Below are 25,622 nucleotides of genomic sequence, written 5' to 3'. Positions count from 1 at the left end.
TTGCGGGTATTGCTGATCAAGACTTCATCGCTGGGCGACGTGATTCATGCGTTGCCGGCGCTGACCGACGCCGCCCGGGCCATTCCCGGGATCAAATTCGACTGGGTCGTGGAAGAAGGCTTCGCCGAGATCCCGACCTGGCACCCGGCCGTTGGCAAGGTGATTCCGGTGGCGATCCGCCGCTGGCGCAAAAACATCTGGAAAACCATCACCAGCGGCGAGTGGAAGCGCTTCAAGCAAAGCGTGCGCGCCAACAAATACGATTTGGTCATCGACGCTCAGGGGCTGCTGAAAAGTGCCTGGCTGACCCGTTATGTCAAAGCGCCGGTGGCCGGACTCGACAAAGGTTCGGCCCGCGAGCCGATGGCTTCGCGTTTCTATGATCGCAAACTGGCTGTGGCCCGTGGTCAGCACGCCGTCGAGCGGGTGCGGCAGTTGTTCGCCATCGCCCTCGGTTACGACTTGCCCAAAGGCCTGGGCGATTACGGTCTGAACGTCGAGCGTCTGGTCGAGTTGCCGCGCAAAAACGCCTTTGTGGTGTTCCTCCACGGCACCACTTGGGACACCAAACACTGGCCGGAAGCCTACTGGCGCGAACTGACCGAGCGCGTCGGTTATCTCGGCGTCGGCGTCAAGCTGCCGTGGGGCAACCCGCAGGAAAAAGCCCGTGCCGAGCGCATCGCCGCCGGTTTCAAACACGCCGAAGTGCTGCCGAAACTCAATCTGGCCGGCGTCGGCAAAGTCCTCGCCGGTGCGCAAGCCTGCGTCGCGGTGGACACCGGTCTCGGCCACTTGGCGGCGGCGCTGGATGTGCCGACCATTTCGCTGTTCGGCCCGACCAACCCGGGCCTGACCGGCGCTTACGGCAAGTTGCAGATTCACCTGGCCAGCGATTTCCCGTGCGCGCCGTGCCTGCAAAAGAAATGTACCTATCAACCGACCGCGCAGGATGCCCGTCAGTTTGACCTGAAGCGTGAGCAGCCGCTGTGCTTCACGCGTCTGAACCCCGAGCGTGTCGCCAGCCGACTGAGCACGTTGTTAATGGCTGAGGAGCTGCGCTGATGCAATTGGCATTCGTCCTGTACAAATATTTCCCGTTTGGTGGTTTGCAGCGCGACTTCATGCGCATCGCCCTCGAATGCCAGAAACGCGGGCACCAGATTCGCGTCTACACACTGATCTGGGAAGGCGACGTGCCGCCCGGCTTCGAAGTGCTGGTGGCGCCGGTCAAGGCGTTCTTCAATCACCGTCGCAATGAAAAACTCAGCGCGTGGATGGAAGCGGACTTGGCCAAGCGTCCGGTGGATCGCCTGATCGGTTTCAACAAGATGCCGGGGCTGGACGTCTACTACGCCGCCGACGGCTGCTTCGAAGATAAGGCGCAGAACCTGCGCAATTCGCTGTACCGCCGCTGGGGCCGCTATCGCCACTTCGCCGAGTACGAGCGCGCGGTGTTCGCCAAAGACGCAAAGACTGAAGTGTTGATGATTTCCGAAGTGCAGCAGCCGCTGTTCATCAAGCATTACGACACGCCGCTTGAACGCTTCCACCTGCTGCCGCCGGGCATCGCTCAGGATCGTCGCCGTCCAGCGGATGCCGATGAAATCCGCGCCGGTTTCCGCGCCGAATTCAATCTGAAGGACGACGAACTGCTGCTGGTGCAGATCGGTTCGGGCTTCAAAACCAAAGGCGTTGATCGCAGCCTGAAAGCGCTGGCTGGGTTGCCCGCTGAATTGAGAAAGCGTACCCGGCTGTTTGTAATCGGCCAGGATGACCCCAAATTATTCCAGATGCAGAGCGCCACTTTGGGTCTGGGCGATAACGTCACGTTCCTGAAAGGGCGCAGCGATATCCCGCGTTTCCTGCTCGGCGCCGATCTGTTGATCCATCCGGCGTACAACGAAAATACCGGTACCGTGTTGCTTGAGGCGCTGGTCGCCGGTTTGCCGGTGCTGGTCAGTGCGGTCTGCGGTTATGCCCATTACATTGCCGAGGCCGATGCCGGGCGAGTGTTGGACGAGCCGTTCGATCAGGCGCAACTGACGCAATACCTGACTGACATGTTGAAAGACGACGCTGCACGCGCGGCCTGGAGCCGCAATGGTCTGGCCTTCGCCGAGACGGCCGACCTCTACAGCATGCCGCAGCACGCGGCCGATGTGATTCTGGCGGAGCACGCTTAATGAAGTTGATGCTGGCTGAACCGTTCAAAAGCCTTTGGGCCGGACGCGATCCGTTCGCCGAGGTCGAAGGCTTGCAGGGCGAGGTATACCGCGAGCTGGAAGCACGCCGGACACTGCGCACGGAAGTCGACGGTAACGGATTTTTCGTCAAGATCCACCGTGGCATCGGCTGGGGCGAGATCTTCAAGAACCTGCTGACCGCCAAGCTGCCGGTACTCGGCGCAGGCCAGGAGTGGAAGGCTATCCAGCGTCTGCAGGAAGTCGGCGTGCCAACCATGACCGCCGTTGCTTACGGCGAGAAGGGCAGTAATCCAGCGGATCAGCATTCGTTCATCGTCACCGAAGAACTGGCGCCGACCATCAGCCTGGAAGACTTCAGCATCGACTGGGTCAAGCAGCCGCCGGAGCCAAAACTCAAGCGTGCGCTGATCGCTGAAGTCGCGCGCATGACCGGCATGATGCACCGCGCCGGCGTCAATCACCGCGACTGCTACATCTGCCACTTCCTGTTGCACACCGATAAGCCGGTGACGCCGGAAGATTTCAAACTCTCGGTGATCGACCTGCACCGTGCCCAGACCCGCGCGAAGATCACTCAGCGCTGGCGTAACAAGGATCTGGCGGCGCTGTATTTCTCCGCGCTGGACATCGGCCTGACCCGCCGCGACAAGCTGCGCTTTCTCAAGGGCTATTTCCAGCAGCCGCTGCGCCAGATCCTGGCGGAAGAAGCGCCGCTGCTGAACTGGCTCGAAGGCAAAGCCAACAAGCTTTACGCACGCAAGCAGCGTTACGGGGATGCGCTCTGATGGCGGGTTGGACTCTTGAGCCGCAATACAGTGAGCTCGCCGAAGATTTCGGCAGCCTCGAAGCGGTATTTGCGTTGCAGGGCGAGCGCCTGACCCGTGACCCGCTGTCGGAAGTGATTCGCGTGCAGCGCAACGGCGTCAACTATTACGTCAAACGCTATGTCGGCGCCGGTAAAGGCTTGCGCCGCTACCTCGGCAAGCCGCGAGTGAAGATGGAATGGCAGAACCTCAAGCGCTTCGCCAAGTGGGGCATTCCCACTGCCGAAGTGGTGGCCTGGGGCCTGGAACGACGCGGTGCGGCCTATGATCGTGGTGCCATGATCACGCGCGAATTGCCCAACACCGAAGACCTTTCGGCGCTCGCCGAGCGCAAGGATCCGAAACTCAAGGATCGCGCCTGGGTTGACGACGTCAGCCGGCAACTGGCCGGTTATACCCGGACGATGCATGATCACCGATTTACCCATAACGATCTGAAATGGCGCAACCTGTTGATCGATGATCAGGCGCGGATATTTCTGATCGATTGCCCTAACGGCGAGTTCTGGCGCGGCTTCTGGCTCAAGTATCGGATCACCAAGGATCTGGCCTGTCTCGATAAACTCGCCAAATACCACCTGTCCAATACCCAACGCCTGCGCTTCTATAAGCAATACCGCCAGTGCGATCGGCTTGATAGCGCCGACAAGAAACGGATTCGGCACGTGGTGAGATTTTTCGAGGGACGCGAATGACTGATTTTCTCGCTGCTGAGGACCGTGCGCTGCTTGAGCGCCATGGTCTCGGCACTTTTGACGCGCTTTGGACGAAACAGCTTGAGGCTGTGGACGAACCCAATACCGCCCGTGGCGGTTGGAGCAGTGTCTTCCGTCTGGACCTGGAAGGGCAGGGTTATTACCTCAAGCGCCAGAGCAACTACCTGACGCGGACCTTGCACGCACCTTTCGGCGAGCCAAGCTTTGCCCGTGAGTTTCGCAATATCAGTCGCTATCGCAAGCTCGGTATTCCGGCGCTGCAAGCGGCGTTTTTCGGTGAGCGCAAGGTTGATGGCGAAGTCCGCGCGATCCTGCTGACCCGGGCGCTCGATGGCTGGAGCGATCTGGAATCGCTGCTGCAGCGTTGGGCGCAGCTCAGTGCTGCACAGCATTCAGCCATCCTCAAGGCCTGCGGATTGCTGGCGCGGCATCTGCACGGTGTGCGTCAGGTACACGGCTGCTTCTACCCCAAGCATATTTTTCTGCGGGCCACCGGTGACGGGTATCAGGCGCAATTGATCGACCTGGAAAAGACCCGGCCTTTGTTGTTCGGCATGCGTGACCGGATCAAGGATCTGGAGCCGCTGCAACGCCGCGCGCCGGAATGGAACGAGGCGCAACTGCGTGAATTGCTCGCGGCTTATCTCGATCAGCCCGCCGATAGCTCGCTGCTCGACAGTTGGCTTGCCCGGCTGACCGCGCGCCGCAGTCATAAGGAGACCCGCTGATGCAATTGTCCGAGCTGGCCGGTGTCGGGCGAGCCCCGCAACTGCCGCTGACCGTGACTCTGGCCGATGCCGCTGGCAGTGCGGATCTGCAATTGCTGAGCCTGCTGCGAGTCCTGCCGGGGCAGCGTTACGTTGGCGCCGGTGTCTGGCGCGGGCGTCCGGTACTGGCCAAATTGCTGGTGGGCGGCAAGGCTGCCCGGCATTTTCAGCGCGAGTTGGAAGGCGTGCGCCTGCTGGCGGCGCAAGGTATGACGACGCCGCTGCTGCTGGCCGATGGCTTGCAGAATGGCGAAGGTGGCTGGCTGCTGTTCGACTTCCTTGAGGGGGCCGAAAGCCTTGGCGATGCCTGGGCGAAAGTCGAGTCGCTGCCGGTGCTGGCCGATGAACAGTCGGCGGTGTTGGCCGAGGCGCTGGGTGCCATTGGCCAGTTGCACGGTAAAGGGCTCTGGCAGGAAGACCTCCATCTGGACAATCTGCTGCGTCACGGCGGCCAGTTGTACTTGATTGATGGTGCCGGTATTTGTGCCGAGACCGCCGGCCAGCCGCTATCGCGACAAAAAGTCCTGGAAAACCTCGGGGTGTTTTTCGCTCAGTTGCCCAAGGCGCTGGAACCGTTCACTGAAGAACTGCTGGTGTATTACCTGTTGAGCAACAGTGAGCACGCGTTGCCGCTGGAAGCCTTGCAGAAGCAGATCGACAAAGTACGTCGCTGGCGTTTGAAAGACTTCCTGATCAAGGTCGGTCGCGAGTGCACGCTGTTCAGTGTGCAGCGTGGAGCGTTCGCTCTGCGCGCGATTCGTCGTGAAGAAGAATCAGCCATGCTGCCGGTACTGGAGCAAGCCGATGCGTTGCTCGATCAGGGCCATCTGTACAAGACCGGTGGTGCGGCGAGCGTCGGCAAGGTTCAGGCCGGTGCGCGCACGCTGGTGATCAAGCGCTACAACATCAAGGGCTTTGCCCATTGGCTCAAGCGTTTCTGGCGGCCGAGTCGGGCGTGGCATTCGTGGCGCGAAGGCAATCGCCTGGCGTTCCTCGGGATCGCCACGCCCAAGCCGCTGGCGGTGCTGGAAAAGCGCTTCTTGTGGCTGCGCAGTCGTGCGTATCTGGTGACCGAGTTCCTGTCGGGGCCGGATATCATCGAGCGCTTTGCACCGTATGTTGAAAATGGCCAGGCACCGGAAGCGGAGCTGCAGGCGCTGGATCAGTTGTTCGTCAGATTGATTGACGAGCGCATCAGCCACGGCGACTTCAAGGGGCATAATCTGTTCTGGCAGCAGGATCGCTGGGCGCTGATCGATCTGGACTCGATGTGTCAGCATGGATCGGTCGGCAGTTTCGCGCCGGCCTATGCCCGTGACCGTGCGCGATTCATGCGTAACTGGCCGGAAAGCAGTGCACTGTACAAGGTCATAGATCAGCGTTTGCCCAAAGAGATCTCCAGCGCGGCCTGAGTCAAACCACTACAGCAACAGAGGACAAGATTCAGCGACTTGTCCTACAGCTTCTCCAGAAGCCATGAACTGTGCCCTGTTCAGCCCCGATGCTAATTTGCCCAACGACCTTGGAGGGCAAATATTGATCATTAAAAAAGTTGCAATGTTGGCTGCAGTTTCCTGGCTTTTAGTTGGCTGTGGCAGTGTTCTGACCGTACTGCAGGACGATGCCGATGTCGCTCGGGACATGCGCAAGCAGAAAACCTACTGCCAATCCATCCCCCATATTTACAGTGGTCTGGCCTTTGACTTCTGCGTATTGAACGCGCCCCCTGATCCCAGCGGATTTCTTGTGCCATTCGTGCTGCTGGACCTGCCATTGTCCGCTGTATTCGATACAGTAGCGCTGCCCTATACGGTTTATCGTCAGGTCACCGACGGTAATCTTGGTATTTACTGGCGCAAGGGCGGTTATTGAGTCGCAGGGCAAGGTTTCTCCAAACCATTCACCCTGGGGCAATCGCGCAGGGTAATTCCCCTCTCGTTTACGCTATAATCCCGCCCTTTAGCTGTCACTCGCCCTGTGCGAGGACGCATCAATTTTCAAGGCGCATCGCGCCTGCACGCAGACTAAAGAGGCTAGACCCCTGTGGCATTGACGATTCTTGGCCTGTCCGGCGCCCTTAGCCATGACCCTTCAGCAGCCTTGTACATCGACGGCAAGCTGGTGGCGGCGGCTGAAGAAGAGCGCTTCGTACGCGATAAGCATGCAAAGAACCGCATGCCCTACGAATCGGCGAAGTTCTGTCTTGAACAGGCCGGCATCAAGCCGTCCGACGTTGACGTGGTTGCGATTCCATTTGCTCCGATCAGCCTGTTCGGCAAGGCGCGCTGGCACTACGCCAAGCGTTACTGGTACGCGCCGGATCGCGCCCTCGATGCGATCCTGATGGGTAACCGTCGCTACAAGCGCTATCGCAACAAGATCGTCTGGTGCCTGGAACAATTGGGTTTCGATCCGAAAAAGATCAAGATCGAGCCGGTCGAGCACCACTTGGCTCACGCCTCCAGCGCCTACCACTGCTCCGGTTTCAAAGAGAAAACCGCGATCCTCGGCATCGACGGCAAGGGCGAGTACGCCACGACCTTTTTCGGCTATGGCGAAAACGGCAAGATCCACAAGATCAAGGAATTCTTCGACCCGGACTCCCTCGGCGGCCTGTACGGTGCGATCACCGAGTTCCTCGGTTTCGAGATGCTCGACGGTGAGTTCAAGGTGATGGGCATGGCGCCGTACGGCGACGCCAGCAAGTACGACTTCTCGCGTCTGGCCTCGTTCGAGAACGGTGAGTTGGTGATCAACACCGACTACGCCAACGTGATCGGCCTGCGTCGCTACAAAGAAAAGGGCAAAGGCTTCTACTTCTCGCCGAAGCTGATCGAATGGCTGGGCCCGAAACGCGAAGGCGATATCGCTGACGAACCGTACATCCACTACGCCGCGAGCATGCAAGCGCTGTTCGAGAAACTCGCGTTGCAGATGATCGACCATTACCTGGGCGATGTGCTCAAGGAAACCGGCAAGCTGGCATTCGCCGGTGGCTGTGCGTTGAACGTCAAACTGAACCAGAAAATCATCGCCCGCGACGACATCAAAGAGCTGTTCGTCCAGCCGGCGTCCGGCGATGCCGGTACTGCGGTCGGCGCCGCTGCTTACGTTTCGCACGCCCGCGGCGTGCCGGTCGAGAAGATGGAACACGTCTACCTCGGCCCGTCGTACAGCAACGAAGACGTGATCGCCGCCTGCGCGCGTCACGAGAGCAAGCCGACCTGGCGCAAGCTCGACAACATGCCTGAAGAGATCGCCAAGATCATGGTCGACGGCAATCCGGTGGCCTGGTTCCAGGGGCGCATGGAGTTCGGTCCGCGTGCCCTGGGTGGTCGTTCGATCATCGGTTGCCCGAGCGTTGCCGGTGTGGCTGACCGGATCAACCACCAGATCAAGTTCCGCGAGCGCTGGAGGCCTTTCTGCCCGTCGATGCTCGACACCGTTGCGCCGCAAATGATCAAGATCGATCACCCGGCACCGTTCATGACCTTCACCTTCGAAGTGGCTGAAGAGTGGAAGACCCGCGTGCCGGAAGTTGTCCACGAAGATGGCACCTCGCGCGCCCAGGTGCTCAAGCGCGAATACAACCCGCGCTACTACGACATGATGAAAGCGCTGGAAAATCTGACCGGTAATGGTGTATCGCTGAACACCTCGCTCAACCGTCGTGGCGAACCGATGATCTGCTCGCCGACCGACGCGCTGAACATGTTTTTCGGCTCGGATCTGGAATACCTGATCATGGAAGATATTCTGGTCGTAAAAGAGGGTGTAAAAGGATACGAACTTGACTGAAACACTGATCAGCGTCGTCATTCCGGTTTACAACTATGCGCGAACCCTGCCCCGTGCAGTGGAGTCGGTGTTGGCGCAGTTGGATGAGGCGACGGCGGATCTGCTGGTCATCGACGATGGGTCGACGGACGAGACGCCTGAGGTGGTGGAGACGCTTCTGCTCAAGCATGGCGGGCGTTTTCGTGCGTTACGTAAAAGCAATGGCGGTTTGTCTACCGTGCGCAATCGGGGGCTGGAGGAGACGACCGGGCGCTTTCTGGTTTTCCTCGATTCCGATGACGAAATGGCGCCCGGCGCGCTGGCTGCGCTTTCACAGCATATTGTCAGCAACCCGCAAAGCCGGATGGTAATTGGCGCCCACTGGTCGGTGTTTGCCGACGGCAGGCGCAGCTTGCAGTCCGTCAAGCCCTTGCCGTTGACGGCCCGGCAATGTTTGCAGGGCTACCTGTTGGACAAGACCGTGTCGATATCCAACGGCGCCTGCGCGATGCATCGGGACGTGTTCCAGCCCGGTAATTATCCTGAGCACTTGCGCAACGTCGAGGATCTGCCGGTGTTTGCCCAAGTGCTGGCGCGCTTTCCTTGCAGCGTTCTGGACAAGCCTCTGGCGCTGATCTACAAACACGCCGACAGCATGCGTCATGATTTGCGCCAGAGCCTTGCTGCGGGTGCGGAGCAGGTCGTGAGTGAGGTGTTTTCCAGTCAACGCATGCCTCAAGAGATGCACGACCTGCGTCAGGCATTTCTCGCGCAGCGCTGCCTGTCCCTTTTTCGCGACTGTTACTCCCACGGCGAATACGCTCTGGCCAAGGGCTTTTATTTTCAGGCATTGCGTGCAGACTGGCGCACGTTTTCGCGTTGGTCGTACACTCGCAAAGCTTTGCGGCTACTGTTTCGGTAGATGGTTCGTGATGAACAGGCGCGTAATTTGTAACGCGTGTCGATGAGGTGACTGGGTGAAAGGTACGGGCAGTAAAGTGGCAACTCGAGTCTCCAGAATCATCGATGAATACCCGGTCTGGCTGGCATTTTCTGGCAGTGTCCTGCTCTCGCTGATTGCGGTTCTGGGGACTGCGACAGTCGGGCGAGATGCGGCGCTGTACATTGATATCGCGCAGCAAGTTACCGAGCAAGGGCCCAATGTGGCCTGGGCAGCTTTCGATTGGCCATGGTTCTCCTTTCTGCTGGCCGGTACGCATACCGTGCTGCGGTTACCTCTGGAGCTGAGTGCCTATCTCTGGTGTGGGCTGTTCTTTGCCGGCACCAGCGCGCTGATGGTGGACTGCGTCCGCCAGCGTTCTCCCCACGTCACCCGTTGGGCTTGCCTGGTGGTGCTGGCAATGCCGGCGGTCAATGCCTTTCGCAACGACATCATTCGTGAATGCGGTTTCTGGTTTTTCTGCACGCTGACGCTGTGGCTAGCGCTACGCTGGCAGGCTCGGGGCGGCTGGCTGCGTGCGGCCTTGATTCATCTGGCAATTGTCGCGGCGGCCTTGTTCCGACTCGAGGCCTTGTTGCTGGTGCCAGCGTTGGCATTGTGGCAACTGCCCAATCTGTGGTCGTCGGCCAGGCGCGTGCAATTCTTTCAGTACTCACTGTTGCCGGTTCTGGGGCTACTGGCCGTCTCGGTGTCGGGTGTGCTCCTGTCCGCCCGCGTAATGCTTTATCTGGACATGATCGCACCTCATGGTGTGCTGTCTTCATTTCAGATGTTGTGCGACCAGTTTGCCAATTCGCTTATCAACAAGTATTCCCAGGACGAGGCCGGGCGGATCATTTTCTTCGGCATTCTGGCGACCATGACCATCAGTTTCGTGAAGTTGATGGGGCCTTTCGCCGTTCCGTTCGTTCTGCGTCGCAACTGGGGCGTGTTGGGCGTTTACTGGCGTGACTATCGCCCCTTCGCCTGGGCGGCGTTGCTGTATCTGGTGGTGCTGGTGCTGTTTTTCATCAAGCAACAGTTCATGAATACGCGCTACCTGAGCTTTTTGAATCTGCTGTTCGTACCGGTGCTGGCGATGGGGCTGGCGGCGTTTGTTCGCGAGTTTCCGCGTTTGGGCAAGTGGCTGGTGATCGTCGGCTTGCTGGTGATGCTGTCTAACGTCATTTCCTCCGGCGCCGGCAAAACCCACTACGTCGAGGCGGGTCGTTGGGTGTCCACCCATGTCGAGCCGGACGCGCCGACTTACTTCGAGGACGGGCGGATCAGCTATTACGCCGGCCGCGGCTACGTGATGCCAGTCCTGACCCAGGAAGAGGCCATGTCGGCGGCTCATGCCGGCGACTACCGCTATTTCGTCATCGAGGCGAAAGGGCAGGAACCGTGGCTGAATGAGTGGCTGGTTGCGCACCAGTTGCGCATCATCGAGCACTTCGCCAACCGTAAAGGCGCCACGGTGGTAGTCATCGGCCGCTAGGGGTCAGCCCAGCAACGGGCGCAGGCGCGAGATCAGGGGGGCCTGCCGGTTGCTCGGCAGCGCTTGCCGGTAACCTTCAATAAACGTATCGCCGGCGTCCTGGCCAAGCAACCATTGCCGGTCTTCCTTGTAGCGCAGCAAGTGGGCGAAGTTGCGCAGGCGTTTACTGTCGCTGAGTGCGCGCTTCTGGCAGCGCAGGTCGGCGATATCGATCAGGCCCAGGTGGTTGTCGGGCGTCAGCACGACGTTGCCAAAGTGCAGTGACCGGAAGTACACCCCTTTCTCGTGCAACTGAGCGAAATACGCACCCAGTTGAAATCTCAGTGAATCACTCTCTTCACTGGTGCCTTGTAACTGGCGCACGGTATTGCCCGCCAGTGGGCTGTAATACACGCCGTCGCGCTCAATGCTCGGGATACGGTACACCGCAATCACTTCGGGGCAGAGGATGCCGCGTTGTTCGAGGGCCCGGGTGTTGTCGGCAAAGCGTTGCGCATACGGGTAGAACAGTGCCGAACTGAGCAAGCGTTTGCGCCGGAACAGCTTGAGCATGCGTCCATCGGCCAATCTGAGCACCTTGTCGCCGGAGCCGTCGGCTTCCAGTACGTGTGCACCGGCGCGCAGTGCCTCGTAAGTGCTGTGATCAATCGATTGCATATCGGGCTCCCCATCATTAGCGGCGTATCTTAACCGACTTGGTCAAAGGCTGGCTTGAAGTCATGTTTATCGGGGAAAAAACGCGTGTGATATCATCCGCGCCTCACTGAATTGTGCGGATCACCATGAGCAGTCCTGAACCGAAAGCCCAGTCAACGCTGGCGATCTATTTCCGCCTTTTGGCTTACGTGCGGCCTTATGCCGGTCTCTTCCTTCTCAGCATCGTCGGGTTTCTGATCTTCGCATCGACTCAACCGATGCTCGCTTACATCCTCAAGTATTTCGTCGATGGCCTGGCCAATCCTGAGGCCAGCCTGTTCCCGGGCAACCCTTATCTGGGCAAATTGCAGCTGCTTGAAACCGTGCCGCTGATGATTGTGCTCATTGCGCTGTTACAGGGCGTGGGTTCGTACCTTGGCAACTTCTTCCTGGCTCGGGTTTCCCTGGGGCTGGTGCACGATCTGCGGGTCGTGCTGTTCAACAAGTTACTGGAGCTGCCTAACCGGTTCTTCGACAAAAACAACTCGGGTCACCTGATTTCGCGGATCACCTTCAACGTGACGATGGTCACCGGCGCGGCGACAGACGCGATCAAGGTTGTCATTCGTGAAGGCATGACCGTGATTTTCCTGTTCTGCACCCTGTTGTGGATGAACTGGAAACTCACACTGGTAATGGTGGCCATCCTTCCGGTGATCGGCATCATGGTGAACAGCACCAGCCGCAAATTCCGCAAGCAAAGCAAAAAGATCCAGGTGTCGATGGGCAATGTCACGCACGTCGCCTCCGAGACCATTCATGGTTACCGCGTCGTACGCAGCTTCGGTGGCGAGCACTATGAAAAGACGCGCTTTCGCGAGGCCAGCCAGAGCAACACTGACAAGCAACTGACGATGACCAAGACCGGTGCGGTCTACACGCCGATGCTGCAACTGGTGACCTACAGTGCCATGGCCGTGGTCATGTTCCTGGTGCTCTACCTTCGCGGCGATGCGTCTCCGGGTGATCTGGTTGCCTACATCACCATGGCCGGTTTGTTGCCAAAACCTATTCGTCAGCTCTCGGAGGTCAGCTCGACCATTCAGAAGGGTGTGGCCGGTGCCGAAAGTATTTTCGAGCAACTGGACGAGCCGGCTGAAGTGGATCAGGGCACGGTCGAGCATGATCGCCTTGAAGGCCGCCTGGAAGTGCGTAACCTCAGCTTTCAGTACCCGGACACCGACAAACAGGTGCTCGACGACATCAGTTTTGTTGTCGAACCCGGACAAATGGTTGCGCTGGTCGGACGCTCGGGCAGTGGCAAGTCGACGCTTGCCGGTCTTATTCCGCGCTTCTATCAGCATGAGCAGGGCGAGATTCTGCTCGATGGCGTCCGTGTGCAGGACTTTACCTTGCACAGCCTGCGTCGCCAGATCGCTCTGGTGACCCAGCAGGTCACGCTGTTCAACGATACGGTGACCAACAACATCGCTTACGGCGATCTGGCCGGCGCGCCGTTCGATGAGGTCAAGCGAGCCGCCAGCGAGGCCTATGCCGACGAGTTCATCGCCAAGATGCCACAAGGCTACGAAACCCTGGTCGGCGAAAACGGCGTATTGCTCTCCGGCGGTCAACGCCAGCGCATTGCTATCGCCCGGGCCCTGCTCAAGGATGCTCCGCTGCTGATTCTCGACGAGGCCACTTCGGCCCTCGATACCGAATCGGAGCGGCACATTCAGGCGGCACTGGATCATGTGGTGCAGAACCGCACGACCCTGGTGATCGCCCACCGCTTGAGCACTATCGAGAAAGCCGACCTGATTCTGGTCATGGATGAAGGCCGGATTGTCGAGCGCGGCACCCACGCGCAGCTGCTGGAGCAGAACGGCTATTACTCCCGTCTGCACGCCAAAGAGTTTGAAGAGGGGGACGAGCCTCTGCCGGCCCACGCGACCAACGTATGCTGACGGTGTTTCGCAGCTTTCGTGAACGTGGCTGGACCGAAATCGACCAGGTTGCCTATGCTCGGGCCTGGCAGCGTTTCGGTGGCAGCTTCGCAACGCATCCTGATGTGGTCGAACGACTGTCGACGTTCGTAGGTATCGAACTGCGTTATCTGGGCTGGATCGTTGGCGATGAGGTAGTGGCCGCCATTCCTTGCTGGGGACGTCATGTCGCCTTGTCCAAGGAAGTGCTCAAGCGTGAGGGCAAGCGTGGCTTGCTGGACATGGGCAATGCGGAAATCATCCTGCCGATTGCTGCCGAAGTCGTCGTCCCCGTGCGCCAGCGCATGGCTTATGTATCCCAGCTCAATGCCGAGCAGATCAGCACGTTGTCGCCACAGCCCGAAGGCTTGGCTCTGGCCCGGCTGCCGGAAGAATATTCGAAGAAGTTCCGCTACAACCAGCGTCGCGAGCAGCGTCTGCTGGAAGAGGCGGGCGGATCGCTGGTGCCGATGTCCGACTTCACGCCACAGGAACAGGCCGCCGCGTACGGCGATCTGTTTCAGCGCCGCTGGGGCTTCGAGGTGCCGGGCAAGGCCGGGCTGGTTGAGGTCTTTACCTTGCTGCGCGAGTTCATGACCGGTTCCGTGGCGATGCTCGATTCGGCACCGGTGGCCATTCAAGTGCTGTACCGCGTCGAGGCCCCGCAATGGGTTTCGCTGGAGTACATCAACGGTGGCGTCGACCCGCAGAGCCGCGAGTTCAGTCCCGGCAGTGTGCTGAGTTTCGTCAACACCCAAGAGGCCTGGGCGCACGCGCAAGCGCTGGGCAAGCCTCTGCGCTATTCATTCGGTCGTGCCGACCGTGAGTACAAGGATCGCTGGTGCCACACGGTGCCGGTCTACAAGGTCTGAATTCATGAGTGCTCGCAAGCAACAGCTGCTCAAAGCCCATCGACGCAACAAGCGTCTGTTCCTGATCGCCTTTGTGCTGGCGCTGTTGCTGATTGGCGTGCTGATTGCCTGGTGGCTGGTGCCGCTGTTGCTGGTGCTGGCCTGGGTCGCTCACGAGGCCTGGTTCGCCGACCACTTGTTCTACCGGCCTGGCGACGACTATCAATACAACTTCCCGGCGCAAACCGCGCGACAGGCCGTGAGCCTTGAGGGCGGCGTAGTGCGCCTGAGCGAGCCGCTGGCGCAGGGCGAGACGCTGGTGCTCGAGCTTGAAGTGAAGTCCACCTGGCTGGGTCGTTGGTTCGATCCCCACGTTGAGGTGGGCGATGATCGCCAGGACCTCGAGCGTGGCGTCAGGGGCCGGCGTTTCATTAATCTGTCCGGGCAGGGCAATGCGTTGATGCAAGGTGCTCTGGCACTGCGTGGTCGATATTGCACGCCGGCGGCGACGGGTGTGTTGTGGGTCATGGCCAACCCTGACTACAGCCGCCAGCGGGTGATGGTCATCGCTCCCCATGCCGACGATGCCGAACTCGCTGCCTTTGGCCTTTACAGCCGATGCGAAGAGGTCAGCATCGTCACCCTGACCCAAGGCGAGATCGAGGCTGAAGACTTGCAGCGTCTGGGCCTTGATCAAGCCGCAGCCGCGCGATTGAAGGGCCGTTTGCGCAGTTGGGACAGTCTGGTGATCCCGTTGTGGGGCGGTGTGCCTGCCGAGCGCTGCGTGCAATTGGGTTATTACTGCCTGCAACTGCCCTCGATGGCCGAAAAGCCTTCCCAGGTGTTCGGCTCCCGTGAGTCGCAGGAAAACGACGTGCGCAGTGTGCGCCGGCACAATCCGTTGACCCTGCCCGCCGACATCGATGGGCAGCCGACCTGGCAAAATCTGCTGGGCGACCTGAAGGCCCTGCTTGAGCACTTTCGTCCAGAAGTGGTGGTGACGCCCCATCCTGAGCTCGATCCTCACGGCGATCACGTAGCCTCGACCCAGGCGTTGCTTGAGGCTATCGCGCTGAGTAGCTGGAAACCGACAACCCTGCTGATGTACGCCAATCACCTGCACGACAACGATCGCTGGCCGATGGGCCCTGCCGGTGCCGGTATCGCGCTGCCGCCTGCTATCGAGCCATTGCCGGCCGACCGGTTGTGGAGCCCGCTGTTGTCGGCAGACGTGCAACTGGACAAAGCCATGGCCCTGGCGATGGAGCACGATCTGCAGGGCGAGCAAGTGTTCAAACGGCAATTGCGCCGCTGGATCCAGCAAGGCCTGGCGGGTCGTCGCTGGCCTGCAACAGGCAGTAACGAGTTTTTCCGCAAAGCGGTCCGGCGCCACGAATTGTTCTGGGTACGCGACCTTTCAGATTGAGGCGGACGGCGCTTTACCCTGTGTTAATATCGCGGCCCTGTTCATTTTGTATGTGGGTTGCTCCATGAAGTTGTCCATGCCGCGTTTCGATCAAGCCCCGGTCTTGGTAGTCGGCGATGTCATGCTCGACCGTTACTGGCATGGCGGAACCTCACGGATTTCCCCTGAGGCGCCGGTGCCGGTCGTTAAGGTCGAGCAGATCGAAGATCGTCCGGGCGGTGCCGCGAACGTTGCCTTGAACATTGCCGCGCTGGGTGCGCCGGCGTCGCTGGTCGGTGTGACCGGCGATGACGAAGCCGCCGACAGCCTGAGCAACAGTCTCAAAGGCGCGGGCGTACGTGCCCTGTTCCAGCGCATTGCGCACCAGCCAACCATCGTCAAGCTGCGGGTCATGAGCCGGCACCAGCAATTGCTGCGGATCGACTTCGAAGAACCGTTCGCCACCGACGCTCTGGCCCTCGGCTCGCAGGTCGACGACCTGCTCGAAGGCATCAAGGTGCTGGTGCTTTCCGATTACGGCAAAGGCGCCCTGAAAAACCATCAGGCGTTGATCCAGGCTGCCCGCGCGAAGAACATCCCGGTGCTGGCCGACCCGAAGGGCAAGGATTTTTCGATCTATCGTGGCGCCAGCCTGATCACGCCGAACCTCAGCGAATTCGAAGCCATCGTCGGCGGTTGCGTCGATGAGCATGAGTTAGTGAGCAAGGGCGCCGCCCTGATGCATGACCTCGAGCTTGGTGCACTGCTGGTGACACGCGGCGAACACGGCATGACTTTGCTGCGCCCTGATCAACCCGCGTTGCACCTGCCGGCCCGAGCCCGTGAAGTATTCGATGTCACCGGTGCCGGTGATACGGTGATTTCCACCCTTGCGGCAGCCATTGCTGCAGGTGAGGATCTGCCTCACGCGGTGGCGCTGGCCAACCTGGCAGCAGGCATCGTGGTTGGCAAACTCGGTACAGCCGCCATCAGTGCCCCGGAATTGCGTCGCGCCATCCAGCGTGAAGAAGGTTCCGAGCGCGGTGTTCTGGGTCTTGAACAGCTGTTGCTCGCCGTGGCCGATGCTCGTGCGCACAACGAGAAGATTGTCTTCACCAACGGCTGCTTCGACATCCTGCACGCCGGGCATGTGACCTATCTGGAGCAGGCACGGGCACAGGGCGATCGTCTGATTGTCGCGGTCAACGACGATGCTTCGGTCAGCCGCCTGAAAGGGCCGGGTCGCCCGATCAACAGCGTCGACCGGCGCATGGCGGTTCTCGCCGGCCTTGGCGCGGTGGACTGGGTGATCAGTTTCCCTGAAGGCACCCCGGAAAACCTGCTGCGCGAGGTCAAGCCGGATGTGCTGGTCAAGGGCGGCGACTACGGCATCGATCAGGTGGTCGGCGCCGATATCGTCAGCGCTTACGGCGGTACGGTTAAGGTCTTGGGACTTGTCGAAAACAGCTCGACAACTGCGATTGTCGAGAAGATTCGCAGTCGTTGATCAGATGAATTTTTACCGTTGTGTACTGCGTGTGAACGGATTTTGCCTTGGGGATCTAACCGTTTCCGTTGATGTTGGCAGGTTTGAATCCGATGCGCTTGCCTGCCTACGTCGCGTGGTCGATTAATCTATGAAAGTCATGCTCCTGGTGATGGACGAGCAGCGGGTCATTCTTGACCGGCTCTACGACATCGTGCAGCAGAACTGTGATGAATGTTTCATCTATCGGCTGAGCAAGCAGCAACAAATGAACCTGGGGCCGTTTTTGGCCTCGGTCGATTATCAAACCTTCGATCGTGTGGTGATCTTCTCTCGGGTCAAGCGCCTGGCCCCGCAATTGCGCGTGCTCAAGTGCATTCCCGGGCTGGTCTTTCTCGAACACGATGCGTACCAGAACTACATGCCTGCCAGTAAATACCGTGGCGTGTATTCACGTCTGTACAGCCGCCTGCCGAGCTGTCGGGCACTGGTGTCGGGTGCCGTGGTCGCGCGCAAGATGCTCGCGGAAGGCATCGACACAGTGTTCGTCTCCAAAGGTTATGACGAGCAGATGCTGTACGACACCGGCGTTGAGCGGGACATTCCGATCGGCTTTCTTGGCAGCCTGAAAAGCACCGAGTATGCCGAGCGCAAAGCCATGCTCGAGTCGCTCTCCAGGCGTACCGGGATGCTGGTGACCCGCACCAAGTCGGGCGTGGAATATCTGCAGACGCTCAATCGCATCAGGATTTTCGTCAGTGCCGACATCGGCATGAACGAGTTCATGATCAAGAACTACGAGGCCATGGCCTGCGGCTGTGTGCTGCTGGCCTGGAGTCAGGGCGAAGAAGACCGCTTGCTCGGCTTTGAAGACATGCACAACACCGTGTTCTATCGCAGCGAAGAAGAGGCGGTGGAAAAGATCAAGCTGCTGCAAAGCGATCCGGAACTGGCAGAGCGCATTGCCCGTAACGGTCAGGAGTTTGCGCAAAGCCGCTATTCCTTTGCCCGTGTCGGTCAGGCACTGGCCACGGAAATCCAGCGTGAGATGCGCCCGTGGCAGCCGCCCTCGGCGTTCACGCGATTCTGGGTGAAGTTGCGTTACGGGATGAAGGTGCCGGTCTGAATGAAGGACGAACACATGGCGCTGGATGCGCTGCCCGGTGGTGATCAGTCCGTACTGGGTGCTTTACCCACAGAGCTTCTCGACTGTCTGAGCCGTGCGCCTCGGGTCGTGCTGATTGCCAACAACCCAGCCATCACGGCGGCGGACTTTCAGGCGTTGAACATTGGCGTCGATGACGTCGTTGTCAGCTTCAATACCTGCATCAAGGCAGCGCTGCTCAACGAGCACAGCGTCAATGTTTTCGTGCATGGCTACAACGCGCCGGACGCGTATTTTTTTGGTCTGCCTTACGCGCAGCCGGTACAGCAGATGTTCGAACAGGCGAGCGAACGTTGTTTCAACATGCTGGTGGGCTGCGCCGCACCGATGTGTCCGTTGCCACGTGTGGCCATGTATTGGGATCGCATTCCATTGCCGCCGCTGTGGAACTACCCGGTCGACCGGCCGGGCGGCAAGCGCTACGTCGGGCCGTCCACCGGTTTCAACACGCTGGTGTTGTTCGACTGGTTGCGCGGCCATGTCGGTTATACCTATCAGCTCATGACCCTGGGGTTTTCCAACGAAGCAGGAAAACTGTGGGGCGGCCATGCCTGGGACTATGAGCGTGACTGGCTGCAAAAGTCGGACATCATCGTGGTGCCGCTGCAACCCCGTCGCTGGTGGCAAAAACTGTTTCGACAGAAGTAAGCGACATCGTCTGTCCGGTTGCCAGCAGGCCCGAACTACTTTCAAAAGGTGCTGTTGAGTGTTGAAAATTGCCGTGGCTTTTTTCGGGATCCCGAGAAATTCGCCGATCTGTTTCCCCTCCATCGAGCAGAACGTGCTGGCGCAGTTGCCTGCAGGCTGCGACATAAAGTGCTTCTACCATCTGTACAAGATTGATGAGGTGCAGAACTCGCGGTCCGGCGAGAAAGGCGAATTGACGGCGGACAACTATCAGCCATTCGAATCGATGACCGGCACGCTCACCTCGACCGAGGGCGTCCTGGAGCGCTGGGATTTCGAGCAGGTCAAAGCTCAGGGCGACACCTGGGCCGATGACTATGCCTCGTTGCGTAATCTGATCTATCAGCTCAACTCGCTGCACACCGTGACGACCATGATCGAGTCCTTCAATCCGGATTTCGTCGTGTTCGTGCGCCCGGACAATTTCTTTCACAGCGCATTGCCTGGCTATGTCTTCGCTCACCCTGAGGCTCGCAAGCACAACGCTTATATTCCGGACTGGCAGTGGTGGGGCGGCTTGAACGACCGCTTTGCGGTTTGCGGGCGCGATACCTATGTGGCGTACGGCAAACGGGTCGAGCGTATCTTCGATTTCTGCAAGGCGACAGGCCGAAAGCTGCATTCCGAGCGCTTGCTCAAATATGCGCTGCAGCAGGTCGATGCCAAAATCTGCACGCTGCCGACTCAGGCATCGCGGGTGCGCATTACCGGTGCCTTTGCCGAAGAGTCGTTCTCGCCCAAGCGCGGCATGGGCAAGCGCGAAAACCGCTATTTCCACTTATTTGCCGCGTTGCGCACGTGGTGGGATCGCCGGCGCTAAACCGCTATTTGGCGGTTTTTTTGCCCAGGCCGACCAGTCGCAGCGCCTTGATACTCAATTGCTTGAGCCCTTGGCGTGGGGCTTTTGCTGGTTGCAGGCCCTGTTGCACCAGCCAGTCCTTCCAGCGAATCCGCTCCTCGCGCACGACCCAGCCAGTTTGTGTCGCAAAGCTTTCCGCGAGGTACAGACCTCGGGTGCTGGCGGGGACGAGTTTGTCGCGCTTGAGCGTGTACAACTCGGCCAGTGGTGCACCGTCCTTGAGTGGCATCAAGTACAGGTCGGGGCGTTTGCGGTCGAGTCGGGCTACCAGTTGATCACCCTCCAGACGCTCGTCGACGTGGAACAGACTCAGGGACTTGGCTTCCTTGGGCACATCCAGGCGCAAATCGTAGATCAATTGCAGTGACGCGGTCGGCAGGTGCACATAGGCCCGTGGTCGTTCGAGCAATTGCAGATTGGCGCAACGGATCGGTCGCGCCGAGCCGGACAACGGGGTCAGGCGGAACGGCAGAGCCTCGCGATAATGCAGCGCCGCCGAGTAGGGCGCCGGCAGCCAGGTGTCGTTGAATCGTCCGCCGAGCCAGCCTTCTGGCGTCTCGAGCAAGCACTCTTCGGCAATTTCCTGAATGGCGGTGTGCAGCGGAATATTCAGTTCATGCGCCGGCACGTAACCGGAAATCAATTTGAGCACGACGTCGCCGCGATCCTGTCGGCGCTGGCGCACCAGCACCCAATAATCGCGATTCTGCCAATGCAGGGTCAGGCGTACCGAAACGCCGAGATTGGCCAGTTCCAGCGAGAAGCGCTCGGCATCGGCCACGCTCACCGGTTTGCGCCGCTGCAAGGTCTGCGTGAAGTTCAGCGGCATGCCGACGCTCTGATAGGTCAGGCCTTCGGGGGTTGCTTCGACGAACAGCGGCAGGGTCTTGAAGTTGCTCGGGTTCTTTCGGATGAGCGTGCGCGGCATATCGGCTCCTGCTTAAGGCCGCGAGGCGGCGTCAGTGACCACGAAGGATCTGGGCAACGGTCGCTACGTTGTGGGCGAGGTGCAGCGGATTGATCGTGCCGACAATAGCACTGGCCACACCAGGTTGCGCGAATAGCAGTTCGAAGCTGGCGCGCACCGGATCCACGCCCGGACTCAGGCAAACATGACCGCTGGCCAGGGCTTTTTTCACCAGAATGGCTTTGCCGTGGGCAGCAGCATAGTCAATGACAGCCTTCTCGCTTTGTTCGTTCAGATTGTAGGTGACCATCGCGCAGTCGCCTTGCTCCAGTGCTTTGAGGCCACCTTCGACGGTTTTTCCGGAGAAGCCGAAGCCGCGAATCTTGCCTTCGGCCTTGAGTGCGGCGAGTGTCGCGTAAACCTCTTGGTGCTCGAGGATCGCCATGTCGTTGCCGTCGGAATGCACCAGCACCAGGTCGATAAAATCGGTTTCAAGACGTTGCAGGCTGCGTTCCACCGACATCCGCGTGTGCGCCGCGCTGAAGTCGTGGCGCGACAGGCCATCGGCAAACTCTTCGCCGACTTTGCTGACGATTACCCAGTCTTGCCGCTGGCCGCGTAGCAACGGGCCGAGGCGTTCTTCGCTGCGACCGTAGGCCGGGGCGGTGTCGATCAGGTTGATGCCCAATTCCCGCGCCTGCCGCAGCAGCATCCGCGCTTCGTCATCACCGGGAATCTGAAAACCGTTGGGGTATTTCACCCCTTGGTCACGACCGAGTTTGACCGTGCCCAGGCCCAGTGGCGAAACCATCAGGCCGGTGCTGCCCAGCGGACGGTGGAAGTCATGCAGGCTGGCAATGGTCATGGCAGCAGTTGCTCCCAGGCAGGAACGCCCATCGGTGGCTTCGGCAGGGCCGGTAGCGCTTCGGTGGCTTGCGGCTGGATGCCGTCGCGCTCAAGGGAGGCGATGACTCGGTCAGCAAAGTCCGGCGCCAGCGCCAGTTTAGTCGGCCAGCCGACCAGCAAGCGGCCCTGTTCGGCAAGGAAGGCGTTGTCCGGGCGCGTCAGCCCGGTTTGCAGCGGCTCGGCACGGTCAACCCGCAGGGTCGCCCAGTGTGTGGTGCTGAGGTCGATCCACGGCAACAACTGCGCGATTTCTTTCTGCGCGGTGGCGATCTGCTCAGCCGGCTCGCGGTGCACGCCTTCGCTTTCGGCGATGTCGCCGCCCATGTACCAGACCCACTGACCGTCAGCGGCCGGATGCGTGGTCACGGTGATGCGCGGTTTGGTGCCGCCACCCAGGCAGTGCGCGTACAGCGGTTTGAGGCCCGGGCCTTTGGCAATGATCATATGCAGCGGGCGGCGTTGCATGGCCGGCTGGCTCAAGCCGAGGTCTTCGAGCAGTTGCGCCGTGCCGGCTCCGGCACTGAGGACAATGCGTTGCGCGCGGATCTCGCGGCCGTCGACTTTCAAACCGACCAGCACGCCCGCTTCCAGCAGCGGCTCGATGGTTTGCCCGGCGAGCAGGCCATCGCCGGCCAGATCGGCGAGACGCTGGACCAGGCTCGGCACGTCAACAACGAGTTCGGCGAGACGGTAGACCTTGCCCTTGAAGCGCTTGTCTTGCAGGGCCGGCGGCAGTTGCTCGCCCTTGACCTGATCGACCCGGCCACGCACGGCTTTACTGGCGAAAAAACTGGTGAGGTTGCCGGCGAGGGTGCCCGGTGACCACAGGTAATGGGCTTCGGAGAGCAAGCGCACGCCGGACAGATCCAGCTCGCCATTGCCGGCCAGCGCTTCACGCCAGCGCCGCGGCATGTCGGCGATGGCTTCCGAGGCTCCCGTCAGCGCACCGTGCAGCGCGTATTTTGCGCCGCCGTGGATGATGCCCTGGGACTTCACGGTCTGCCCGCCGCCGAGGCTGGCACTTTCCACCAGCACGGTCGAAAAACCCTGACGACGCAGGCGCGCATTCAGCCAGAGGCCGGCGACACCAGCGCCGACAATCAGAACGTCGGTGGAAATAACGGATGGCATGCAGCGACCTCAGTGTTCAAGACGAGGGCGCAGTATACAGACTCGGGAAAGGGGCGGATTTGTCGATGATCAACAGGTTGAACGCAGAACCAAATGTGGGAGCGAGCTTGCTCGCGAAGAGGGTGTGTCAGATAGCAATCATGCGTCTGACGAACCGCTTTCGCGAGCAAGCTCGCTCCCACAGGGATTGTGGTTGGATTTTAGTGCCCGGCAGTTTTCGAGAACAGCTGGATCACGACGACACCCAGCACGATCAGCGCCATCCCCAGCATCGCCGGGATATCCAGCTTCTGCCCATAGATAAACAGCGCCGCTACGCTGACCATCACAATGCCCATGCCGGCCCAGACCGCGTAAGCCACGCCGACCGGAACGGTGCGCACCACCAGCGTGAGCATCCAGAACGCAATCGCGTAGCCGACGATGACCAGCACTAGCGGCAGGGGTGTGCTGATGCCTTTGACGGCTTTCATCGACACAGTGGCGATCACTTCGGCGCAGATGGCAATGGCCAGGTAGGCGTAGGCGTTCATGGTTCAGATCCTCAATGTAAAGCGTTGCTTGCTGAGGCGGCATTCTAGTGATTCACCAGATGGGGTAAAGTCATTACCTATCTGTTTTTAAGATGGGTTGGTAAGTCGGTATGCAGTGGAATCTGGATCAACTTCGGGTGTTTGTCGACGTCGCTGAACACCGCTCGTTCTCCGCCGTGGCGCGCCAGCAGCGTAAAGCGCAGTCGGCGATCAGCAACGCCATTGCCATGCTTGAAGATGACCTTGGCGTGAGCCTGTTTGAGCGTAGCAGCGGTCGCCAACCCAGCCTTACTGAGGCCGGGGAAGCACTACTCGAAGAAGCACGGGAGGTGTTGCGCCAATGCGAGCGCCTCAACGGCCGGGCGATGGCGATGATGCGTGGTCAGGAAGCGCAACTGCGCGTGGCCCAGGATGAGGCGATGCCGTATCAGGCACTGGTGGAGAGTTTCGGTGAACTGGCCGAGCAGTTCCCCAGCCTTGAAGTGCAACTGACCAGCGCCGCGCAAGGCGAAGTCGCGCGAAAACTGGTCGAACGTCGCGCCGACCTCGGCCTGCTTTTCTATCACGATGAAATCCCCGAAGCCTTGGAGCGCCGCGTCCTCGGCCGCGTGGAGATGGTCACGGTCTGTGGCATCAAGCACCCGCTGGCGGCGCAGTCTTACGTGACCTGCCAACAACTGGCCCAACACCGACAATTGCTGATGTCGACGCAAACCAGTGTCTATCCCGGCAACGAACCGGCCAGCCCGCAGGTGTGGCGCGCGGACAGTTTCTACGTCATGTCCGAATGGCTGGTGCGCGATCTCGGTTGGGCCTGGTTGCCGCGTCATGTGGTGCAGTACTCGGCGTATCAGGGTTTGATGGTTGAACTGGACAGCGAATGGACGCCGCCGGCGCTGGTGGTTGAACTGGTCTGGCGCCGCGACGAACCGCTCGGTCCGGCCGCGCGTTGGCTGGCCGAACGTTTTGCCGTGCACTTGCGCGCGATCGGCGAGAAAAGTCGATAAACTCCGCCGCCATGAATAGAACTCTCTACACCGCGCTGTTTTATCTGGGGCTGCCATTGGTGGCGATTCGGCTGTGGCTGCGGGCGCGCAAGGCGCCGGCGTACGCCAAACGGATTGGCGAACGCTTCTCTTACGGGATGCCGACGCTGCAACCCGGCGGCATCTGGGTGCACGCGGTATCGGTGGGCGAAAGTATCGCCGCCGCACCGATGATTCGCGCCTTGCTGCAACGTTATCCACAGCTGCCGATCACCGTCACTTGCATGACGCCAACCGGGTCGGAGCGGATTCAAGCGCTGTTCGCCAACGAACCGCGCATCCAGCATTGCTATCTGCCTTACGACTTGCCCTGTGCGGCGGCGCGGTTTCTTGATCGCGTTCAGCCGAAGCTCGCGGTGATCATGGAAACCGAATTGTGGCCCAACCACATTCATCAGTGCGCCAAGCGCGGGATCCCGGTGGCGCTGGCCAACGGGCGGTTGTCCGAGCGTTCGGCACGCGGCTATGGCCGCTTCAGCAAGCTGACCGCGCCGATGCTCGCCGAAATGAGTCTGTTCGCCGTACAGACCGAAGCGGAAGCACAACGCTTCCGTGATCTTGGCGCGCGCCCGGAAACGGTCGAGGTCACCGGGTCGATCAAATTCGACCTGACCATCGACCCGCAACTGCTGCAACGCGCCACCGAACTGCGCGGCCAATGGCAGGCGCTGGAGCGTCCGGTGTGGATCGCCGCCAGCACCCACGAAGGCGAAGACGAAGTGGTGCTCAATGCCCATCGTCGGTTGCTGGCCAATCACCCGGATGCGTTGCTGATTCTGGTGCCGCGTCACCCGGAGCGTTTCAACTCGGTGTTCGAACTGTGCCAGCGTGAAGGCTTCGCCACGGTGCGGCGTTCGACCGGAGCCAATGTTGATGCGCAGACTTCCGTGCTGCTCGGCGACACCATGGGCGAGTTGCTGTTTCTCTACGCCCTGGCGGACAGTGCGTTTGTCGGCGGCAGTCTGGTGCCGAACGGCGGGCACAATCTGCTGGAACCGGCCGCACTGGCGAAACCGGTGATCTGCGGCCCGCACCTGTTCAACTTCCTCGACATCGCCGCGCAATTGCGTGAAGCCGGGGCGTTGGCCGAGGTCGATGATGCCGAAGGGCTGGCGGTGGAAGTGCAGCGCCTATTTGAACTGCCGCGCGATGCGCAGCGCATGGCTGACGCCGGGCTGGCAGTGATGCGCCGCAATCAGGGCGCATTGCAGCGGTTGCTGGATGGTTTGGGCCGACTGATCAAGTAAGCAAAAAGATCGCAGCCTTCGGCAGCTCCTACAGGAAACGTATTCCAATGTA

The 25,622-nt window shown here is 60.2% G+C and carries 24 protein-coding genes; 19 read left to right on the top strand and 5 right to left on the bottom strand.

All coding sequences use genetic code 11. The annotated features are described in order from the left end of the window. The 10 genes from waaC (at position 1) to ACW9IR_RS14990 (ending at position 10,726) form a co-directional block, all read left to right on the top strand. Entirely contained in the window at positions 1–1,062 is a 1,062-nt protein-coding gene (waaC, locus tag ACW9IR_RS15035; protein ID WP_123448344.1) for a lipopolysaccharide heptosyltransferase I, read from the top strand. Then, entirely contained in the window at positions 1,062–2,183 is a 1,122-nt protein-coding gene (locus tag ACW9IR_RS15030) for a glycosyltransferase family 4 protein (protein WP_457463929.1), read from the top strand. The genes waaC and ACW9IR_RS15030 overlap by 1 nt, the downstream gene beginning before the upstream one ends. Continuing rightward, positions 2,183–2,989 (top strand): lipopolysaccharide core heptose(I) kinase RfaP, encoded by an 807-nt coding sequence (rfaP, locus tag ACW9IR_RS15025; RefSeq protein ID WP_102899477.1) that lies wholly within the window; start codon positions 2,183–2,185, stop codon positions 2,987–2,989. Before ACW9IR_RS15030 ends, rfaP begins: the two co-directional genes overlap by 1 nt. Next, positions 2,989–3,723, top strand: coding sequence for a lipopolysaccharide kinase InaA family protein (locus ACW9IR_RS15020; protein WP_102899476.1), 735 nt, complete (start codon positions 2,989–2,991; stop codon positions 3,721–3,723). Before rfaP ends, ACW9IR_RS15020 begins: the two co-directional genes overlap by 1 nt. Next, a complete protein-coding gene (locus ACW9IR_RS15015) occupies positions 3,720–4,472 on the top strand; it encodes a lipopolysaccharide kinase InaA family protein (protein WP_150707136.1) in 753 nt (250 codons plus the stop codon). The genes ACW9IR_RS15020 and ACW9IR_RS15015 overlap by 4 nt, the downstream gene beginning before the upstream one ends. Next, a complete protein-coding gene (locus ACW9IR_RS15010; RefSeq protein ID WP_150794085.1) occupies positions 4,472–5,923 on the top strand; it encodes a lipopolysaccharide kinase InaA family protein in 1,452 nt (483 codons plus the stop codon). Before ACW9IR_RS15015 ends, ACW9IR_RS15010 begins: the two co-directional genes overlap by 1 nt. Before the next feature lie 145 nt (positions 5,924–6,068). Beyond that, on the top strand, positions 6,069–6,383 hold the full coding sequence (locus ACW9IR_RS15005) for a YceK/YidQ family lipoprotein (RefSeq protein WP_180988084.1): 315 nt from the start codon (positions 6,069–6,071) through the stop codon (positions 6,381–6,383). Positions 6,384–6,554: 171 nt separating this feature from the next. Continuing rightward, positions 6,555–8,309: a carbamoyltransferase family protein gene (locus tag ACW9IR_RS15000; protein ID WP_038360245.1), complete on the top strand. Its 1,755-nt coding sequence runs from the start codon at positions 6,555–6,557 to the stop codon at positions 8,307–8,309. Beyond that, entirely contained in the window at positions 8,302–9,210 is a 909-nt protein-coding gene (locus ACW9IR_RS14995; RefSeq protein ID WP_110719546.1) for a glycosyltransferase family 2 protein, read from the top strand. The genes ACW9IR_RS15000 and ACW9IR_RS14995 overlap by 8 nt, the downstream gene beginning before the upstream one ends. Positions 9,211–9,286: 76 nt before the next feature. Then, positions 9,287–10,726 (top strand): hypothetical protein, encoded by a 1,440-nt coding sequence (locus ACW9IR_RS14990; RefSeq protein WP_258014095.1) that lies wholly within the window; start codon positions 9,287–9,289, stop codon positions 10,724–10,726. Positions 10,727–10,729: 3 nt separating this feature from the next. Here the strand turns inward: ACW9IR_RS14990 and ACW9IR_RS14985 are convergent, their stop codons facing one another. Next, positions 10,730–11,383 (bottom strand): lipopolysaccharide kinase InaA family protein, encoded by a 654-nt coding sequence (locus tag ACW9IR_RS14985; RefSeq protein ID WP_016985667.1) that lies wholly within the window; start codon positions 11,381–11,383, stop codon positions 10,730–10,732. A gap of 125 nt (positions 11,384–11,508) precedes the next feature. Between ACW9IR_RS14985 and msbA the strand changes: the two genes are divergently transcribed. From msbA to ACW9IR_RS14950, 7 genes are all read left to right on the top strand, one after another. Further along, positions 11,509–13,329, top strand: a complete 1,821-nt coding sequence (gene msbA / locus ACW9IR_RS14980; protein WP_110719549.1) for a lipid A export permease/ATP-binding protein MsbA — start codon at positions 11,509–11,511, stop codon at positions 13,327–13,329. Beyond that, complete coding sequence (locus ACW9IR_RS14975) at positions 13,323–14,219, top strand: GNAT family N-acetyltransferase (RefSeq protein WP_150728887.1); 897 nt, start codon at positions 13,323–13,325, stop codon at positions 14,217–14,219. Before msbA ends, ACW9IR_RS14975 begins: the two co-directional genes overlap by 7 nt. A gap of 4 nt (positions 14,220–14,223) precedes the next feature. Beyond that, positions 14,224–15,624 (top strand): PIG-L deacetylase family protein, encoded by a 1,401-nt coding sequence (locus ACW9IR_RS14970; protein ID WP_110719551.1) that lies wholly within the window; start codon positions 14,224–14,226, stop codon positions 15,622–15,624. Between the two features lie 64 nt (positions 15,625–15,688). After that, positions 15,689–17,110, top strand: coding sequence for a bifunctional D-glycero-beta-D-manno-heptose-7-phosphate kinase/D-glycero-beta-D-manno-heptose 1-phosphate adenylyltransferase HldE (hldE, locus tag ACW9IR_RS14965; protein ID WP_007915721.1), 1,422 nt, complete (start codon positions 15,689–15,691; stop codon positions 17,108–17,110). 130 nt (positions 17,111–17,240) lie between these two features. Beyond that, the gene (locus ACW9IR_RS14960; protein WP_102899470.1) at positions 17,241–18,215 is read left to right on the top strand and encodes a glycosyltransferase family protein; all 975 of its coding nucleotides are present in this window, start codon (positions 17,241–17,243) and stop codon (positions 18,213–18,215) included. Beyond that, a complete protein-coding gene (locus ACW9IR_RS14955) occupies positions 18,216–18,902 on the top strand; it encodes a hypothetical protein (RefSeq protein WP_102899469.1) in 687 nt (228 codons plus the stop codon). Between the two features lie 58 nt (positions 18,903–18,960). Further along, on the top strand, positions 18,961–19,761 hold the full coding sequence (locus ACW9IR_RS14950; protein WP_457463922.1) for a hypothetical protein: 801 nt from the start codon (positions 18,961–18,963) through the stop codon (positions 19,759–19,761). A 4-nt stretch (positions 19,762–19,765) separates the two neighbouring features. On the opposite strand, the gene ACW9IR_RS14945 is transcribed toward ACW9IR_RS14950, so the two are convergent. The 4 genes from ACW9IR_RS14945 to ACW9IR_RS14930 form a co-directional block, all read right to left on the bottom strand. After that, on the bottom strand, positions 19,766–20,728 hold the full coding sequence (locus tag ACW9IR_RS14945) for a metal ABC transporter ATPase (RefSeq protein WP_102899467.1): 963 nt from the start codon (positions 20,726–20,728) through the stop codon (positions 19,766–19,768). A 31-nt stretch (positions 20,729–20,759) separates the two neighbouring features. Continuing rightward, positions 20,760–21,572, bottom strand: a complete 813-nt coding sequence (locus ACW9IR_RS14940; protein ID WP_457463920.1) for an aldo/keto reductase — start codon at positions 21,570–21,572, stop codon at positions 20,760–20,762. Beyond that, positions 21,569–22,744, bottom strand: a complete 1,176-nt coding sequence (locus tag ACW9IR_RS14935; protein ID WP_110719555.1) for an NAD(P)/FAD-dependent oxidoreductase — start codon at positions 22,742–22,744, stop codon at positions 21,569–21,571. Before ACW9IR_RS14935 ends, ACW9IR_RS14940 begins: the two co-directional genes overlap by 4 nt. A gap of 200 nt (positions 22,745–22,944) precedes the next feature. Then, a complete protein-coding gene (locus ACW9IR_RS14930; RefSeq protein ID WP_007915730.1) occupies positions 22,945–23,277 on the bottom strand; it encodes a DMT family transporter in 333 nt (110 codons plus the stop codon). A gap of 110 nt (positions 23,278–23,387) precedes the next feature. On the opposite strand from ACW9IR_RS14930, the gene ACW9IR_RS14925 reads away from it, so the two are divergent. Next, a complete protein-coding gene (locus ACW9IR_RS14925; RefSeq protein ID WP_457463917.1) occupies positions 23,388–24,284 on the top strand; it encodes a LysR family transcriptional regulator in 897 nt (298 codons plus the stop codon). A gap of 11 nt (positions 24,285–24,295) precedes the next feature. Further along, positions 24,296–25,570, top strand: coding sequence for a lipid IV(A) 3-deoxy-D-manno-octulosonic acid transferase (gene waaA, locus ACW9IR_RS14920; RefSeq protein WP_457463915.1), 1,275 nt, complete (start codon positions 24,296–24,298; stop codon positions 25,568–25,570). Positions 25,571–25,622: the final 52 nt, after the last annotated feature.

This window comes from Pseudomonas sp. SDT291_1_S447, assembly GCF_054070155.1.
This window is presented reverse-complemented; position numbering and strand designations above follow the sequence as displayed.